Raw genomic sequence first — 17,207 nt, forward strand, 5'->3', positions numbered from 1 at the left:
CACCCGCCGGGGCCGGAAATCCCCTGAAGGTAGGAACGTCGGACAGCCGTAACGGTTCGGCTCGCCGGCTGGTCGATACGGTCCGGCCATGGTCGAGAACGGGACCGGACGGCGGCCCGCCGTCACGGAGTTGCGGTTGTCCGCCTTCCGCGGACACCGCGGACTGCGCGTTCCCCTGGGGCCGTTGACCCTGGTCGCCGGGGCCAGCGGGAGCGGCAAGTCCACGGTTCTGGAGGCGTACGAGGCGCTGGCGCGGCTCGCCGGCGGCGAGAGCCTGGGCGAGGTCTTCGGCGGGGCGCGCGGCGGCCCGTCGGCGTACGTGCCGCGCGAGGCACCCCGGGACGGGCAGGGCAGGCGCGGCTTCCGGATCGGATGCACGGTGGACGGGGCCGCCGGGCCGGTCCGGCTCGACCTCGCCGTCCAGGCCGAGCCGTACCTGCGCGTCGCGGGCGAGCGGTTGACCGGCGCGGACGGCCGGACGCTGCTGTCCACGGCGCTGCGCGACCCGGCACGGCGCGCGGTCCTGGCGCAGTGGCACACCGCGAGCGCGGACCGGGTGGCGCGCGCCGCGCTGCCGGACGACCGGCTGGCCACCACGCTGCTGCCGCTGCGGGTGGCGGGCGCCACCGAGGAACAGCGGCGGGTGCTGGCGGCGGCCGAACAGGTCGTCGTGGCGCTGCGCTCGTCCTTCGCCTGCGACCCGCGGCCGGAGACCATGCGCGAACCGGTGGCCGCCGTGGACGGACTGCTGCGGGGCGGCTGCGACAACCTCGCCGCGGTGCTGCTGCGCACCCGCGGGGAGTGCCGCACCCGGTACGCGGTGCTGGTGGAGGCGGTCCGCGCGGGGCTCGCCGGGCCGGTCGCCGAACTGCTCACGGAGCCGCGGACGGAAGGGGAGCGCACGGGTCTGGTCGCCGCCCTCGTCGAGCACGGCGACGGGACCGACCCCACTCCCGTGGAGCGGCTCGGGGACGGGGAGTTGCGCTACCTGGCGCTCGCGCTGGTGCTGCTGACCGGCCCCGGGGTGCTCCAGGTCGACCCGGTGCGGGAGGTGCCCGAGGCGCACCAGGCGCTGACGGTGCTGGCCGACGGCCTCGACCGGGCCCTGGACGGACGGCAGCGGCGGGAACTGGTGGGGCTCGCGGCACGGATGTGCGAGCGCGGCCACATCCGGCTGCTGGGGACGGTCCACGACGCCGCCGGCGTCGCGCGGGTGCCCGGCGTGCGGCTGGTGGACCTGGACGCCGGGACGTGGCGGGGGACGGCGGCGGGCGCGCGGACGGCGGCGGGGGCCTGACGCGCCGGCCGGCCGGGACCGGCACCGCGCGGGCGGCGGCGTGCGACCGGCGGGCCCGCGCGCCTGGTAGACCTGGGCGCATGAGCGAGTCAGGGGACGGCGGTGCGCGCGAGGGCGGACGGCCCGAGGGACGGATGGGCGAACTCCAGCGCCGGCTGGCCGAGTTCGCCGCGGCACGGCACTGGGAGCCGTACCACACCCCGAAGAACCTGGCGACCGCGCTGAGCGTGGAGGCCGCGGAGCTGGTCGAGATCTTCCAGTGGCTGACGCCGGAGGAGTCGGCGCGGGTGATGGGCGACCCGGCCGTGGCGGCCCGGGTGGAGGACGAGGTCGCCGACGTCCTCGCCTATCTGTTGCAGTTCTGCGAGGTGCTGGGGATCGACGCGCTGGAGGCGCTGGCCGCGAAGATCGACCGCAACGAACGGCGTTTCCCGGTGCCCGGAACGGGTGGAGGGGCCGGTGAGACGGACGGTCCCACGGACGGGCACGGACGGACCAATCGTCACTCTGCGGAGTGACGAAGTTCTCCACAGTGCCGATTTTCTCCACAGTTTTCCCGAAACCCCTAGCCAGACGGAGACATGGGTATCACTCTGGGTAGTGGGGAGTTACGGAGGGAAAAGGTGGATGCGGTACCACTCATCGAAGACACGCGACAGGCGCTTGCGCACAGTACGGAAGCCCCTGACATCGTTACCGAGGCGTGGCAGGCGCAGGCCCTCGCGGAGGCGGTCGGGAGCCATCTGGTCCTGAGCGGCCCGCCGGAGGTGCGGGTCCAGGCCGGCGGCCTGCGCGAGGCGAGCGGCCGCGCCTGCGGCTCGCTGCGCGGTCCGGGGCAGCGGGCCGACGGGGCGCGCGCCGCCCTGCTGACGGAGATCCACGACCTGTTCGCCGCCCTCCAGGATCTGGGCGGGCTGCTGGACGAGGCCGGGGGCGCGCTGGTGAGGGTGGCGATCGGGGCGGAGGAGGAAGGGCTCTACTGGCGGTGCATCGAGGGCATCGACGCCGCCGACGAGTGCGGTGACCGGGTGGCGGAGATCCTCAAGCGGTTGGCCGACAGACCGCCGTCCGCCCCCGGCCCCCGCGCTCCGGGGCCCCGCGCGCCCGGGCGCGGGAGCCGGGCCGGCCCCGCGGACACGGTCGGCGGCCGTCCGGCGGCCAGGGAGGAGGTGCGGGGGGAGGCACGGTGACGGTGCAGGATAGAGGGCATGGATCTGCGTATCTTCACCGAACCCCAGCAGGGCGCCTCCTACGACACTCTGCTCAAGGTCGCCAAGGCCACCGAGGACCTCGGCTTCGACGCCTTCTTCCGCTCCGACCACTACCTGCGGATGGGCGACGGCGACCCGATGCCCGGGCCCACCGACGCCTGGACGACCCTGGCCGGACTGGCCCGCGAGACCAGCCGCATCCGGCTCGGCACCCTGATGACCTCGGCCACCTTCCGGCTGCCGGGCATCCTGGCCGTCCAGGTGGCGCAGGTGGACGCCATGTCCGGTGGACGTGTCGAGCTGGGGCTGGGCGCGGGCTGGTTCGAGGCCGAGCACACCGCGTACGGCATCCCCTTCCCCAAGGAGAAGTTCGCGCGCCTGGAGGAGCAGCTGGAGATCATCACCGGGCTGTGGGAGACCGAGCCCGGCAAGACGTTCAGCTACGAGGGCACCCACTACCGGCTGGCCGACTCGCCCGCGTTGCCCAAGCCCGTGCAGGAGAAGGTGCCGGTGCTCATCGGCGGCCACGGCGCCAAGCGCACTCCGGCCCTGGCCGCGCGCTTCGCCGACGAGTTCAACATCCCCTTCGCCTCCGTCGAGGACACCCGGCGGCAGTTCGACCGGGTGCGGGAGGCCGCCGAGCAGCACGGACGCTCGGCCGACGATCTGGTCTACTCCAACGCCCTGGTGGTCTGCGTCGGCCGGAACGACGCCGAGGTGGCGCGCCGCGCCGCGGCCATCGGCCGCGAGGTGGAGGAGCTGAAGGAGAACGGCCTCGCCGGGTCCCCGGCCGAGGTCGTCGACAAGATCGGCCGGTACGCCGAGACCGGCTCCTCCCGGATCTACCTCCAGATCCTGGACCTGAGCGACCTCGACCACCTGGAGCTGATCTCCTCCCAGGTGCAGAGCCGACTCTCCTGAGGCACCGCGAGGCCGACATGGGCACCCCGCACCCGCCCCCGCTCGCCGACGCCCTCGCGCGCGGCCCGCTCGTCCTCGACGGCGGGCTCTCCAACCAGCTCCAGGAGCAGGGCTGCGACCTCTCCGACGAGCTGTGGTCGGCCCGGCTGCTCGCCGACGACCCCGCACAGGTCCAGGCGGCCCACGCCGCCTACCTGCGGGCGGGGGCACGGGTGCTCATCACCGGCAGCTACCAGGCGTCCCACCGGGGCTTCGCCCGGCGCGGACTGGGCCGGGAGGAGACCGACGCCCTGCTGCGGCGCAGCGTGGCCCTGGCCCGCGCGGCGGCGGCCGGCGTGCCCGGGGAGCCGGTGTGGGTGGCCGCCTCGGTCGGCCCGTACGGGGCGGTGCTCGCCGACGGCGGCGAGTACCGCGGCCGGTACGGGCTGAGCGGGGCCGAACTGGAACGCTTCCACCGCCCCCGGATCGAGGCCCTGGCGGCGGCCGGACCGGACGCCCTGGCCCTGGAGACCGTGCCGGACGCCGACGAGGCCGAGGCGCTGCTGCGGGCGGCGGCCGGCTGCGGAGTGCCGGTGTGGCTGTCGTACACCGTCGCCGCCGGCCGCACCCGCGCCGGGCAGCCACTGGAGGACGCCTTCGCCGTCGCCGCCGGGAACGACCAGGTGATCGCGGTCGGCGTCAACTGCTGCGACCCCCGCGACGCCGGGGAGGCCGTGCGCACGGCGGCCCGGGTCACCGGCAAGCCCGTCGTCGTCTACCCCAACAGCGGCGAACGCTGGGACACCCGGCGCGGCGCCTGGGAGGGGAGGACGCTCTTCGACCCGGCCGACGCGCGGGCCTGGCTGCGGGACGGCGCCCGCCTGATCGGCGGCTGCTGCCGGGTCGGCCCGGAGGAGATCGCGCGGCTGGCCCGGGAGCTGGAAGCGGCGGAGACACCGTAAAACCGGTGGGCGCGCGGCTCCCCCCAAGTCATACTCGCTCGGGTGTTCCTGACGATGACCACCACCGGCAGCGCCGAGCGGCCCGCCACCGACCTCGGGTACCTGCTGCACAAGCACCCCGACCGGGCGCAGGAGTTCTCCACCTCCCACGGCACCGCGCACGTCTTCTACCCCGAGGCGGGGCCGGAGCGCTGCACCGCGGCGCTGCTGCTGGAGGTCGACCCCGTCGGGCTGGTCCGCCGCGGCCGGGGCAAGGGCCGCGGCGGCGCACCCGACTCCGCGCTCGCTCAGTATGTCAACGACCGGCCCTACGCCGCCTCCTCGCTGCTGGCGGTGGCGCTGGGCACGGTGTTCTCCAGCGCCCTCAAGGGCCGGTGCGGGGCCCGCCCCGACCTGGTCGACCGGGCGCTGCCGCTGCGGATCGAGGTGCCCGCGCTGCCCGCCCGCGGCGGTGCCGAGCTGGTGCGGCGGCTCTTCGAACCGCTGGGCTGGACGGTGGCGGCCGAGCCGGTGCCGCTGGACGCGCGCTTCCCCGACTGGGGCGACTCCCGCTACGTGCGCCTGACGCTCGACGGCGAGACGAGACTGGCCGACGCGCTGCGCCACCTGTACGTCCTGCTGCCGGTGCTGGACGACGCCAAGCACTACTGGGTCGCCCCCGACGAGGTGGACAAGCTGCTGCGCGCCGGAGAGGGCTGGCTGGAGCACCACCCCGAGCAGAAGCTGATCACCACCCGCTACCTGACCCGCCGCCGGCGGCTCACCCGCGACGCCCTGGAGCGCCTGGAACTCGCCCGGCTCGCCGAGGCCGACGGCAGCGAGGTCGAGGAGTTGGACAACGCCGTCGACGCCGACGCCGACGGCGACACCGATGTCGACACCGACACCGAGGAGCGCCCCGCCCCGCTGGCCGTCCTGCGCCGGGAGGCGATCCTCGCCGCGCTGCGCGAGGCGGGCGCCGCCCGCGTGCTCGACCTGGGCTGCGGACAGGGCCAGTTGGTGCAGGCGATGCTCGAGGACGCCCGGTTCACCGAGGTGGTGGGCGTGGACGTCTCGATGCGGGCCCTCCACACGGCCGGACGGCGGCTGCGCACGGAGCGGATGTCCGAGCGGCAGGCCGCGCGCGTCACCCTCCTCCAGGGCTCCCTGACGTACACCGACCCCCGGCTGAGCGGCTACGACGCCGCGGTGCTCGGCGAGGTGATCGAGCACGTCGACCCGCCGCGGCTGCCCGCCGCCGAGTACGCCGTCTTCGGCGCGGCCCGGCCGAGGACGGTGGTCGTCACCACGCCCAACGCCGAGTACAACGTGCGCTGGGAGACGCTGCCCGCGGGGAGCGTGCGCCACCACGACCACCGCTTCGAGTGGACGCGCGAGGAGTTCCGCGCCTGGGCGCGCGGCGTCGCCGAACGGTACGGCTACGCCGTGGAGTTCCGGCCCGTCGGGGACGACGACCCCGAGGTCGGCCCGCCGACCCAGCTCGCCCTGTTCACACTCGTCCAGGCCCCGGGCCGGGCCGCGGAACCGGTCACGAGGGAGCCGACCACGAAGGAGGCGGTCGCATGACGACCGGTACGACGGCCCCCACGAGGACGCTCGCCGTGCCCGACCTGTCCCTCGTCGTGCTGGTCGGCACCACCGGAGCGGGCAAGTCCACCTTCGCCCGGCGCCACTTCGGGCCCACCCAGGTCGTCTCCTCCGACTTCTGCCGCGGCCTGGTCGCCGACGACGAGAACGACCAGAGCGCCACCCCCGACGCCTTCGACGTCCTGCACTACATCGTCGGCAAGCGGCTGGCCGCCGGGCGGCTGACCGTCGTCGACGCGACCAACGTCCAGACCGAGGCCCGCCGGCAGTTGGTGCGGATCGCCCGCGAGCACGACGTGCTGCCCGTGGCGATCGTCCTCGACGTGCCCGAGCGCGTCTGCGCCGAGCGCAACGCCACCCGCCCCGACCGCGCGGACATGCCCGCCCACGTCATCCCGCGCCAGCGGCGCGAGATGCGCCGCTCCCTGCGCTCCCTGGAGCGCGAGGGGTTCCGCAAGGTGCACGTGCTGCGCGGGGTCGAGGAGGTGGAGGCCGCCCGGATCGAACTGGAGCGCCGCTACAACGACCTGCGCCACCTGACCGGCCCGTTCGACATCGTCGGAGACGTCCACGGCTGCTGCGCCGAGCTGGAGACCCTGCTGGAGAAGCTCGGCTACGCCATCGAGCGCGACGCGGCCGGCCGCGCGGTGGACGCCTCCCACCCCGAGGGCCGCACGGCCGTCTTCGTCGGCGACCTCGTCGACCGCGGACCGGACAGCCCCGGCGTGCTGCGGCTGGTGATGGGCATGGTCTCCTCCGGGCACGCGCTGTGCGTCCCGGGCAACCACGAGAACAAGCTCGGCCGGTACCTCAAGGGCCGCAGGGTCCAACACACCCACGGGCTGGCCGAGACGATCGCGCAGTTGGAGGAGGAGGCCGCGAGGGACCCGGAGTTCCCCGCCCGGGTGGCCGCGTTCGTCGACTCCCTCGTCAGCCACTACGTGCTCGACGGCGGCGCGCTGGTCGTCTGCCACGCCGGGCTGCCCGAGAAGTACCACGGCCGCACCTCCGGCCGGGTCCGCTCGCACGCCCTGTACGGCGACACCACCGGTGAGACCGACGAGTTCGGCCTGCCCGTGCGCTACCCGTGGGCGGAGGACTACCGGGGCCGGGCGGCCGTGGTCTACGGCCACACCCCCACCCCGCGCGCCACCTGGCTGAACAACACCCTCTGCCTGGACACCGGCTGCGTCTTCGGCGGCGCCCTCACCGCCCTGCGCTGGCCCGAGCGCGAGCTGGTCGACACCCCCGCCGAGCGGGTCTGGTACGAGCCGGTCCGGCCGCCGGCCACGGACGTGCCGGGCGGTCACGAGGGACGCCCACTGGCCCTGGCCGACGTGCACGGCCGCCGCGTGGTGGAGACCCGTCACGCCGGCCGGGTCGCCGTGCGCGAGGAGAACGCCGCCGCCGCGCTGGAGGTGATGAGCCGCTTCGCGATCGACCCCCGGCTGCTGCCCTACCTGCCGCCGACGATGGCGCCCTGCGCCACCTCGGGGTCGGCGGACCACCTGGAGCACCCGGCCGAGGCGTTCGCCGAGTACCGCGCCGCCGGGGTGGAGAAGGTGGTGTGCGAGGAGAAGCACATGGGCTCCCGCGCCGTCGTCCTGGTCTGCCGCGACGCCGAGGCGGCCGCCGAACGCTTCGGCGTGACCGGAGGGGAGACGGGCTCGCTGTACACCCGTACCGGGCGGCCGTTCTTCGCCGAGCCGGCGGTCACCGAGCGGGTCCTCGCCCGTGTCCGCGCCGCCGCCGACGCCGCCGGGCTCTGGGAGGAGCTGGACACCGACTGGCTGCTGCTCGACGCCGAACTGCTGCCCTGGTCGCTGAAGTCGGCCGGGCTGCTGCGCCGGCAGTACGCCGCGGTCGGCGCCGCCGCCGGGGCCGTCTTCCCCGGTGTGCTGGCCGCTGTGGAGGCGGCCGCGGCCCGGGGCGTGGAGATGGGCGGGCTGCCGGCGCGGCAGCGGGAGCGCGCGGCGGACGCGGCGGCGTTCACCGAGGCGTACGGTCGGTACTGCCGTCCGGTGGACGGGCTCGACGGCGTCGAGCTGGCGCCGTTCCAGATCCTGGCGGTGCGGGGCCGGAGCCTGGCCGCCGTGCCGCACGACACCCAACTCGCCTGGTTGGACCGGCTGGTCGCGGCCGACCCCACCGGTCTGCTGCGGCGCACCGACCGCCTGATCGTGGACACCGGCGACGAGGCGTCCGTCGCGGCGGGCACCGACTGGTGGCTGGGGCTGACCGAAGCAGGCGGCGAGGGCATGGTCGTCAAGCCGCTGGGCGCGTCGGTGCGCGACGAGGACGGCCGGCTCGTCCAGCCGGGCGTGAAGTGCCGGGGCCGCGAGTACCTGCGGATCGTCTACGGCCCGGAGTACCTCCGCGAGGAGAACCTGCGGCGGCTGCGCGTGCGCCACTTGGGCCACAAGCGCTCGCTCGCCCTGCGCGAGTACGCGCTCGGCCTGGAGGCGCTGGACCGTCTGGCCGACGGGGAGCCGCTGTGGCGCGTCCACGAGGCGGTCTTCGCCGTCCTGGCCCTGGAGTCGGAACCGGTCGACCCCCGGTTGTAGACGGAGGGCGGATCGACCGGAGAAAAGCGGAGTGAGGCGTTCGGAAACAATCGTTTCCGAACGCCTCACGCGTCATTCCGATCGCTTCCATTCATTCGCGTCGAACGGTCAACTCGAACATGAAAAGACCCATGGGTAGCCGTTGACGCTCCTCCGTCGCCTTCCTAGTGTTCAGCGCGCTGAGGGGGTTGTTTTCTCGCGGCCGACGCGCTCGGGCCGCGACGAGAGGGGAGCATGGGGGTGAACGCGTTTCCCGTTCTCACGGGGAACGGTGTCCGCGGTATCGGAAACGCGCCGACCGCGGGGAAAATCCGGTCTCGGGAACGACTCCGCCGCGTACGAGGGCTCCGCCCGGCAGGTCCGGGCCGGCTACCGTACCGGCGGAGGGAAGATGAGCATTTTCGAAGACGAGCGTCCTTTTCTGGACGCCTTGCCGCCGCATGAACGGAAAGCCCTGACGGCACTGGGCCGGCCGAAATCCTACGCACCGGGGGACGTGCTCCTGCTGGAGTCGGACACCACCTCGTTCGTCGTGGCGATCCTCTCCGGCTGGGCCATGGTCTCCGTGGAGACCGAACGGGGCGTCAGGCTGATTCTCGCACTGCGGGGAGCGGGCGAGATCGTGGGCGACCAGGCCGCCATCGACCACCGCCCGCGGAGCGCCACGATCACCGCGCTCGGGCGGATGAACGTGGTGGTCATCCCCGCGGACAGGTTCCGCGCGTACGTGATGGCCCGTCCGGCGGCCGGCGTCCTGCTGATGCGCCAGCTCAGCTCGCGGCTGCGCAGCTCCGACGACGAACGGCGCTCACTGGCGTCGGAGAAGGTGCTGCAACGGCTGGCGGCCCGCCTGGTGGAACTGGCGGAGCGCACGGGGCGCGCGGTCGACGACGGCATCGCCGTGGACCTGCCGCTGCCCCAGCACGACATCGCCGCGGCCGTCGGGGCGACGCGGGAAGCGGTCGCCAAGGCGCTGCGCTTCCTGCGCGACCAGGGAGCCGTGCGGACCGCGTCGCGGCGCTTCGTGGTGGTGGACCTCGGCCTGCTGCGGCTGCTGGCCGAGAGCGGCACGACGGGGGAGCGGGCGGGGGAGCGGTCGGCGAGAGGACCGACCGAATCACCGCCGACTGTGTAAACGGATACATCCGCCGGAGCGCGCCACCGCAATGCTGGTCACGCCGGAGCGAGATGGGGGAGATGGGTGTGAACAGCACGGAGGCCGTGCACCAGTTGGTGATCAGCGGGGACGTTTGCGGTTCCGGACGGCTGGGCATGCGCGGCAAGCTGCGGATGCGCGAGGCGATGTACGAGGCCGTCCACGGCGCGTTCGAGAGGGTCGGCGTACGCGGCGGACTGCACCTGGAGGACCGCGGCGACGGAGTGCTCGCCGCGCTCCCCCCGCAGACCCCGCCGTCACTGATGGCCGGGCTCTGGGTGGACGAACTCCACCAGCGCCTGCGCCAGGGCAACGAGGGGCGGGCCGAGCCGCTGCGGATGCGCGTCGCGATGCACGCGGGACCGGTCTCCCACGACGGGAGGGGGCTGGTCGGCCGCGCGGTGGACCTCGCCTGCCGGCTGTGCGACAGCGACGTGGCCAAGCGGACGATGGAGCGCGCCCAGGGGGTGCCGCTGCTGCTCGTCGTCTCCGATTCCTTCTACCGCGACGTGGTGGCGGAGGGCGGCCGGTACATCGAGCCCGAGCACTACCGCAGGGCGCGGGTGACGGCCAAGGAGACGGACGAGGCCGCCTGGTTCCACGTGCCGCGCATGTCCGTACCGCCCCTGCCCCCGGACACGCCGGGCGGCCGGCCGGGCGAGGCCGGGGGGCGCGCGGGGGGCGGACCGTCGGCGGAGGGCGAGGGGGCGGACCGGGGGGCGGATCGGGGGAGGAGCCGGGAAGCGGGCCGGGGGGAGCGTCCGGAACGGAACGCCCCGGACGTGAAGTACCTCTTCGAGCACATCGGCGGCGACAACCTCGTCGTCGAGGGCAACACCGTCCACGGGGGCTTCACCGGCATCCGCAAGGAGTACCGCGCCGGCACGGGGGAGGGCTCCGGCGATGAGTGAGCAGGAGGCCGGCGCCGAACCGGTGGACGAGCAGGACCGACCGCGGCCGGACGGGAGGCAGGAGAGCGGGGACGCGGACCGGGGCCGGGACGCCGAGGGCGAGGAGCGGCAGCGGCTGAGCACGCCCCGGAGCAGCCCCCTCGGCGGGGCCGGCGCGGCCGGCGGCTCCCGCACCGCCCGCGAGGCCCGCACCAACTTCCACATCGCCGGCGACAACCGGATCTACGAGAACAACGCCTTCATCCAGAGCCAGTTCCTCCTCGGCACCGACGAGGTGCTCGTCGCCGGACCGGTGCCCCGGGAGGAGCTGGAGCACCTCGACCGGGTCTACCACCAGGTCCCCGGCTACCGCGACATGAAGGAGCGGCTCCGCCGCACCCGGCTGCTCGCGCTCTGCGGCGAGCACGGGACGGGGCGCACCTCGACCGCCCTCGCGCTGCTGACGGAACTGACCGGCGGACGCGTCTCCCGGCTCGACCCCGCGACGGCGCTCGGCACCGTCGACGGGGAGAAGCTGGAGAAGGACCACGGCTACCTCCTGGAACTGCCCGCCGAGGACCTGTCGGGCCTGCCGGCCGGACACGAGCACCACGACGGCCGGGAGGCGCGGGCGCCGGGGTACCCCACGGAACTCCACCTGGACCGGCTCAGCGCGCTCTTCGCCGAGCGGGACTCCTACGGCGTCCTGCTCGTCGACGGAGGGGACCTCGCCGAACACCTGCCGCGCGGCCGCTACGGCGTGGTGTGCGCGCCTCCGCCCGCCGCCGAGGTGCTGGACCGGCACCTGCGGATCCTGCTGGCCGACGCCCCCGCGGAGACGCTGCGCCTGGCCCGGGCGAACGCCGACCGCGCGGACGTCAAGGAGGCCCTCGGCCTGGACGAGCTGCGGCCGGGCGAGGCGGCGCGGCTCGCGGCCCACCTGGCGCGGCACAGCCTGGGCGAGCTGTCCGACGACGAACTCCTCGAAGAGTGCCGGTGGTTCGCGCCGCGGCAGGCGCGCGACTGGTTCACCGGGGCCGATCGCCCCGGACGGCTGCCCGAGGCCATGCCCGCGCTGCGCGCGGCGGCGCTGCGGATCGCCCTGGCCGTCTTCAACGGCTCCGCCTACAGCATCGTGGCCGAGGCCGGCGAACTGCTGGCCTGGGAGATGGCGCTGACCCTCGACCCGCGCCACTCACCGGGCAGGCCGCTGTTCGGCACGCGCACCGCCGACCGGCCCGCGGTGGCGCGGGCGGTGCACGACGAGGGCGTCGAGGACCTGGGGGACGCGACGATCCCGGTCCGGGTGGTGCGGTTCGAGGGCCGCCGCCTGACGTCCGCCGTGCTGCGCGAGGCGTGGAACGGCCACCACAACGTCCGCGGTCCGATGGTCCGCTGGCTGCGCGCGCTGTGCGACGACCCCCGCCCGCAGGTGTGGGTGCGGGCGGCGATCGCGGCCGGAGTGCTGTGCTCCTGGGACTACCTGTACGGGTTCACCGAACTGCTGCTGCCGCTCGGCCGCGCCGACAGCGCCGTCCAGCGCATGGCGGCGGCCACGGCCCTGGCCGAGGCGTCCCGCGACCCGGCGGTGCGGCCGGCGGTGAAGGGGCTGCTGCGCGAGTGGGCCCGCGGCGACGACGGGCACCCGCTGGAGACGGCGGCGCTCGCCCACGGCTACGGCCTGCCGGCCGGCTCGGTCTCCGCCTCCCTCGACGAGCTGGGCCGGATCGGCTGCCGCGAGGACGGCGGAATGGCCGACATCGCGTCCTACAGCGTGGCCCGTCTGCTGGCCGGGACGGAGCCGGGGACCGTCCTCAGACGGCTCGCCCGCTGGCTGAACGACCGGCGGCAGGCGAGGCAGAACCTCGCCCTGCTGGCGGTGCTGCGCGCCGTGTCCACCCGCACCTCCCACCTGTGGGGGTTGCAGGACACCCCCGCCCTGGAGCCGTACGGCTCGTGGCCGCTGGTCGGCGCGCTGGCCGCGGCCCGCCCGGAGCTCGGGGAGTGGCTGGCGGACCTGGTCTGGTACGCGCTGGACACCGCCCGCTCGGGCGCGGCGGCCCAGGAGGCGGTCGCCGTCTGGCTCCGCGGGGCGGCGCGCGACGAGCGCCAACTGGACGTGGCACGCGGCTTCCTGCCGCGGCTGGTGTGCGAACCCCGGGACCGGGACCGGCTGTTGCTGCTGGTCGCCCGGCTGGCACGGGACGGTGACGAGCCGCTGGACGGTCGGGCGGCGGCACTGCTGCGCGAGGCACTGGAAGAAGCGGAGGCACGATGAACGGCAACGGCACCCGGCCCGGGGAGAACGCCACCGGACCGCTGGTGCGCGAGTACCGGCCGACAGGGCGGTACAAGCGGCCCAGCGGCCAGGTGGCCGCGGTCCTGCTGTACGAGAACGGCGGCTACAGCGTGGTCTGGCCGGACCGCCGCGAGGACGTGGACAAGCCCCTGATCAGGGGGCCCTACACGGTCTTCGAGGTCCGGATGGGCTGGCACATCACCAAGTTCGGCACCGAGCTCCCGGCGGCCGGGGGCGCCGAGTCCTTCCGCGCCGAGGTGGAGGTGCGGTGGCGGGTCGCCGACCCCCATCTGGTCGTCACCTCCCTGGTGTGGGACGTCGCCGAACACTTCTCCCCGGTGCTGCTCCACGCCCTGCGCGGCGTCACCCGGCGGTTCCGGATCGACGAGGCGGAGGAGGCGGACCGGGCGGTGCAGGACCAACTGCTGGAGACCGGCGACCTCGACCCGGGGGCCGAGTTCGGGCTGGAGACCCGGGTGTTCGTACGGATCGACCTGAGCGACCGGGGCGTCCAGGCCAAGCAGGAGCTCTCGGCCGTCGAGCAGACCAGGGAGGTGGAGCGGCGCAGGCATGCCCTGGAGGTGGAGCGGGAGAGGCAGGAGCAGGAGATCAACCGGATGCGGGCCCGGGAACTCCAGGAGGTCCTCAGCAGCGGGGACGAGTTCCGGATCGCCTGGTTCATGGGACGGGACAAGGAGCAGGCCTGGCGGATCCACCAGGAGATCCGCAAGGAGCAGCGGGCCGACCGCGAGCTGTCCATCGAGACGGTCTTCCGGTTCGTGGACGGAGGGCTCATCGAGCGGCAGGACCTCAGCGACCAGACCCTGGCGGCGATCGACTTCCTGCGCTCGGCCACCGTACGGGCCAGGAGCCACGCCGTCGACGGCATCTTCCAGGAGGCGGACCGCCGTCTGGAGGAGGACGGCTCGCGGCGGAGCGCCCGGGAACGGCGGCAGTTGGAGTGGCGGGAGCCGGCCGCGGAGCCCCGGGACCACGGGGACGGGGCCTCCGACGCCCGCGACTCCCGTGACTCCCGTGACGGCCGCGGCGAGGACCGCGCCGATCGCGGCGCCCACACCGACCGCGACGGGTACGGGGACGGGTACGCCGACCGCGACGGACACGGGGACGGACCCGGAGACGGGGACGGGTACGGCGACCGCGAGGCGGGCCGGGTCCACGAACCCACCCGCGTCGAGCCCGGAGCCGCGCGCACCCGCGACGGCGCGCGCCGCCGCTGGAGCGCGAACCTCGACTGGGGGGACGAGTGATGGCCTCCGCCGCTCCCGCCCCCCGGCCCTCCGCCGGGTCCCCCGGCGACGGCGCCCACATCGTCGCCGAACGGCTCCTCGCCTCCGTCCGCGAGGAGATAGGCCGGGCCGACACCAAGGCGTCGATCCTGCTCTCCGGCTCGCTGGCGGTCCTCCTGCTGTTCTCGGGGCGGACCGGGGAGCCGGCCGACCGTCCGGCCGCCAGGGTGGCGCTCACCCTCGTCGGCGGCCTGCTGTGGATGGCCGGCATCGCGATGTTCGTCGCCGTGGTCCTGCCGCGCACCCGCGTCACCGGACGGGCTGCGGGCGACGGGGAGGCGGCGCTCTTCCCGGACCTCGCCCGGGGCGCCACCGTCGAGGAACTGCTGCCCCGGATCGCGGCCGCGGGGCTGGACACCGTGCGCTGGTCGACGGGGCAGGCGTGCGAACTGGGACACATCCTGGCGTCGAAGTACCGCTGGCTGCGCGTGGGCGTCGGCTGCCTGGTGGCCGGGGGCGTCGTGGCCCTGGCCGGGAATCTGTGGTGAACGGGGAAGACATGTCTGTGACCATCTCCCGGTCGGGCGCGTCCCGACACGGGGTCCGTGCGACGGCCGACGGCCGGCGCACCTCTCGACGCCGGCGCGCGACGACGGCCGCCGCGGTGCTGTGCGCACTCGCCGGACTGCTGTACGCGCCCCCCGGCACGGCGGCGCCCGGCGCTCCCGCCGACGGACCCGACCCGATCGACTTCGCCGTCGTCGTCGACGTGTCGGCCAGCATCGACGAGAAGGCCCTGGACCTGGAGGCCGAGGCGGCCGCGCTGATCAGCCAGGGCGAGATATCGGAGCGCTCCCGGGCCACCGTCATCGGCTTCGGCAGCGCGGAGAAGACCGGCCAGCAGCCGGTGTACGAAGCCTGTCCCCCCACCGTCGTCGACACCGCCGGACGGCAGGAACTCAGCGACTGCGTCAAGGACCTGACGGACCGCGAGGAGCACCGGCTCGGCCCCGGGACCGACTTCCCGGCCGCCCTCTCCCAGGCCCTGGAACGCCTCGCCGAGGGCGGGCCCGAAGGGGCCCCGAAGGTCGTCTTCCTGCTCACCGACGGCAAGCTCGACGTCCGGGACAGCCCCTCGTACGGGGCGGACCCCACGAGCCGTCAGGAGAACGCCCGCAAACGGCTGGACGACCTGCTGGCCCAGGCCCGTCGGGAGAAGGTGCAGATCTGGCCGCTCGGCTTCGGGAACGGGATCGACCGGAAGGCCCTGCGCGACATGGCCGCCCGGGGGTACCGCGACGGCTGTGCCGACATCTCGGACGCCAAGCCCCGGATGCGGGTCGTCCAGGGCGCGGCCGACGTGGACAAGGCGCTCCAGGAGACGTTCGCCGCGGCCCGCTGCGCCAAGGTCGAACAGGGCGGACCGGGCGAGGGCCCGGGCGAGCTGCGCGTGACGATCCCGCCGCTGGCGACCGACGGCTCGATCACCGTCATCAAGCGCGACCCCCGGGTCACCACCACCTACTACGACCCCCGCGGGAGGAAGGTCCCCGTGGAGGGGACGTTCGACGGGTCGCGGTTCGAGCTGAGCGGCCAGAACAGCCCCGTGGAGGCGCTGCGCGTCAAGGACCCGCTGCCGGGCGAGTGGCGGGTGCGGGTGAAGATGCCCGACGGACGGCGGGACGGCCCCGTCACCGTGCGGGCGATCTGGCAGGGCGTGCTCCGCTCCTTCGTCTCCCTGGAGCCCTCCGCGCCGCGTCCCGGCGAGGAGGTCGTGGTCCAGATGCGGATGCAGACCCGGCGCGGCGTGGTGATCAGCGACCCCGGGCAGCTCGCCGGGGTGAAGGTCACCGCCCGGCTGTCCGGCGACGGCTTCGACCCGGTGGACGTGGTGCTCCGGGACGACGGCAAGGGCCCGGACGAGCGCGCGGACGACGTGCGGTACACCGCCGGACTCCGCGTCCCGCGGGAGGCGTCCGGCAAGCTGGAGCTCACCGGGGAGATGGCCGCCCCCGGCATCAGGAGCGACCGGCGGCCCTTCGCCACCCGGATCTCGCTGGAGAACCCGAAGGTCACCGCCGGGGTCACCCTGGACGGACACACCGTGCACCCCGGCGGCAGGGTGACCGGGACGCTCACGGTGCGCAACAACGACAGCGCGCCCCACACCCTGCGGCTGGAGCTCCGGGACCAGGGGACGGCGTCCCCGGCGCGGATCGACCCCTCCCGGGTCACCGTGGAGCCGGGCGCCCGCGAACGGGTGCCGTTCGACCTCCGGTTCGACGCCGACGCGGCCCCGGGCGAGGCCGGCGGCACCATCGCCGTCGTCGACGCCACCGACGCGGACCGCACGCTGCGCACCTCCTTCCTCGCCGTCACGGTGGAGCCCGAGCCCACGTGGTGGGACCGGTGGTGGTGGGCGGTGGCCCTGGCCTGCGGCGTGCTGGTGGTCGGCGCCGGCGTCGTGGCCGCCCGCGTCCTGTACGGCAGGCGGCGCGACTCCCTCCACGGGCTGGTGGTCGAACTGCGCCGCGAGGGACGGTCGTTGGGCGAACTGCGGGTGCGGGGCAGCGGCGTGCGCTCCTACCACTTCGCCGTCGAGGGCCCCTCCTCGGCCCGCCCGTCGCTGCGCCGCAGGAACTCCGGCTCGGACGGGACGTACCGCCTGTGGCGCAGGGACGGCGGGCTCCGGCTCCGCACGCCGGGGGGCCGCGAACAGGCGGTGCCCCGCGGGGGCGCGGTGCCGCTGGACCACGGGCTGGAACTGCTGGTGCGCGGTGAGCGCGCCCCGTCCCGCGACCGCCGTTCCGGAACGGCGGGGCGCGACTCCGGAAGCCGCCCGCGGCCGGCGGGCGGCACCCCGAGGGCCGGGGCGGGCCGCGCGACCGCGGGCCGCGGCACGACCGGCCGCACCGCCCCGGGCGGGAGGCCGGGCAGGGGGTCGGGCGGCCACGACCCCGCCTTCTGACCCGCCTTCCGACCCGGCCTTCCGGGCGGGCCCTCCGCTTCCGTCGGGCGGGCCCGCCCACCGACTCCGCCCTCCGCTGTACGCACCGTCGGTCCGTGGGACACGGACAAGGGAAGTGACGAG

13 protein-coding genes are annotated in these 17,207 nt (G+C 74.9%); all 13 read left to right on the top strand.

The window, feature by feature from the left end:
* Positions 1 to 88 precede the first annotated feature (88 nt).
* Positions 89 to 1,297: an AAA family ATPase gene (locus ABD335_RS17885; RefSeq protein WP_344324078.1), complete on the top strand. Its 1,209-nt coding sequence runs from the start codon at positions 89 to 91 to the stop codon at positions 1,295 to 1,297.
* 134 nt (positions 1,298 to 1,431) lie between these two features.
* On the top strand, positions 1,432 to 1,815 hold the full coding sequence (locus ABD335_RS17890) for a nucleotide pyrophosphohydrolase (protein ID WP_344324715.1): 384 nt from the start codon (positions 1,432 to 1,434) through the stop codon (positions 1,813 to 1,815).
* A gap of 105 nt (positions 1,816 to 1,920) precedes the next feature.
* Positions 1,921 to 2,487, top strand: coding sequence for a DUF6099 family protein (locus tag ABD335_RS17895; protein ID WP_344324080.1), 567 nt, complete (start codon positions 1,921 to 1,923; stop codon positions 2,485 to 2,487).
* A gap of 18 nt (positions 2,488 to 2,505) precedes the next feature.
* Complete coding sequence (locus ABD335_RS17900) at positions 2,506 to 3,429, top strand: LLM class F420-dependent oxidoreductase (RefSeq protein WP_344324082.1); 924 nt, start codon at positions 2,506 to 2,508, stop codon at positions 3,427 to 3,429.
* A 17-nt stretch (positions 3,430 to 3,446) separates the two neighbouring features.
* Complete coding sequence (gene mmuM, locus ABD335_RS17905) at positions 3,447 to 4,370, top strand: homocysteine S-methyltransferase (RefSeq protein ID WP_344324084.1); 924 nt, start codon at positions 3,447 to 3,449, stop codon at positions 4,368 to 4,370.
* A gap of 42 nt (positions 4,371 to 4,412) precedes the next feature.
* Positions 4,413 to 5,936: a 3' terminal RNA ribose 2'-O-methyltransferase Hen1 gene (locus tag ABD335_RS17910; protein ID WP_344324086.1), complete on the top strand. Its 1,524-nt coding sequence runs from the start codon at positions 4,413 to 4,415 to the stop codon at positions 5,934 to 5,936.
* Entirely contained in the window at positions 5,933 to 8,521 is a 2,589-nt protein-coding gene (locus ABD335_RS17915; RefSeq protein WP_344324089.1) for a polynucleotide kinase-phosphatase, read from the top strand. Before ABD335_RS17910 ends, ABD335_RS17915 begins: the two co-directional genes overlap by 4 nt.
* Before the next feature lie 391 nt (positions 8,522 to 8,912).
* Positions 8,913 to 9,656 carry a Crp/Fnr family transcriptional regulator gene (locus tag ABD335_RS17920; protein ID WP_344324091.1) on the top strand — a complete coding sequence of 248 codons (744 nt, stop codon included), beginning with the start codon at positions 8,913 to 8,915 and terminating at the stop codon, positions 9,654 to 9,656.
* 68 nt (positions 9,657 to 9,724) lie between these two features.
* Positions 9,725 to 10,588: a nucleotidyl cyclase domain-containing protein gene (locus tag ABD335_RS17925; protein ID WP_344324093.1), complete on the top strand. Its 864-nt coding sequence runs from the start codon at positions 9,725 to 9,727 to the stop codon at positions 10,586 to 10,588.
* Entirely contained in the window at positions 10,581 to 12,845 is a 2,265-nt protein-coding gene (locus tag ABD335_RS17930) for a hypothetical protein (protein ID WP_344324095.1), read from the top strand. Before ABD335_RS17925 ends, ABD335_RS17930 begins: the two co-directional genes overlap by 8 nt.
* Complete coding sequence (locus ABD335_RS17935; protein ID WP_344324098.1) at positions 12,842 to 14,137, top strand: hypothetical protein; 1,296 nt, start codon at positions 12,842 to 12,844, stop codon at positions 14,135 to 14,137. Before ABD335_RS17930 ends, ABD335_RS17935 begins: the two co-directional genes overlap by 4 nt.
* Positions 14,137 to 14,664: a Pycsar system effector family protein gene (locus ABD335_RS17940; RefSeq protein ID WP_344324101.1), complete on the top strand. Its 528-nt coding sequence runs from the start codon at positions 14,137 to 14,139 to the stop codon at positions 14,662 to 14,664. Before ABD335_RS17935 ends, ABD335_RS17940 begins: the two co-directional genes overlap by 1 nt.
* Before the next feature lie 11 nt (positions 14,665 to 14,675).
* A complete protein-coding gene (locus tag ABD335_RS17945) occupies positions 14,676 to 17,084 on the top strand; it encodes a VWA domain-containing protein (protein ID WP_344324104.1) in 2,409 nt (802 codons plus the stop codon).
* Positions 17,085 to 17,207: the final 123 nt, after the last annotated feature.

It is taken from the genome of Streptomyces macrosporus (assembly GCF_039533145.1).
GTDB lineage: Bacteria > Actinomycetota > Actinomycetes > Streptomycetales > Streptomycetaceae > Streptomyces > Streptomyces macrosporus.

Excerpts from the sequence above, each read along its gene's own strand:
- ABD335_RS17885 (WP_344324078.1), top strand. The coding sequence starts at position 89 with ATGGTCGAGAACGGGACCGGACGGCGGCCCGCCGTCACGGAGTTGCGG.
- ABD335_RS17890 (WP_344324715.1), top strand. The coding sequence starts at position 1,432 with ATGGGCGAACTCCAGCGCCGGCTGGCCGAGTTCGCCGCGGCACGGCAC.
- ABD335_RS17900 (WP_344324082.1), top strand. The coding sequence starts at position 2,506 with ATGGATCTGCGTATCTTCACCGAACCCCAGCAGGGCGCCTCCTACGAC.
- mmuM (WP_344324084.1), top strand. The coding sequence starts at position 3,447 with ATGGGCACCCCGCACCCGCCCCCGCTCGCCGACGCCCTCGCGCGCGGC.
- ABD335_RS17915 (WP_344324089.1), top strand. The coding sequence starts at position 5,933 with ATGACGACCGGTACGACGGCCCCCACGAGGACGCTCGCCGTGCCCGAC.
- ABD335_RS17920 (WP_344324091.1), top strand. The coding sequence starts at position 8,913 with ATGAGCATTTTCGAAGACGAGCGTCCTTTTCTGGACGCCTTGCCGCCG.
- ABD335_RS17930 (WP_344324095.1), top strand. The coding sequence starts at position 10,581 with ATGAGTGAGCAGGAGGCCGGCGCCGAACCGGTGGACGAGCAGGACCGA.
- ABD335_RS17935 (WP_344324098.1), top strand. The coding sequence starts at position 12,842 with ATGAACGGCAACGGCACCCGGCCCGGGGAGAACGCCACCGGACCGCTG.
- ABD335_RS17940 (WP_344324101.1), top strand. The coding sequence starts at position 14,137 with ATGGCCTCCGCCGCTCCCGCCCCCCGGCCCTCCGCCGGGTCCCCCGGC.
- ABD335_RS17945 (WP_344324104.1), top strand. The coding sequence starts at position 14,676 with ATGTCTGTGACCATCTCCCGGTCGGGCGCGTCCCGACACGGGGTCCGT.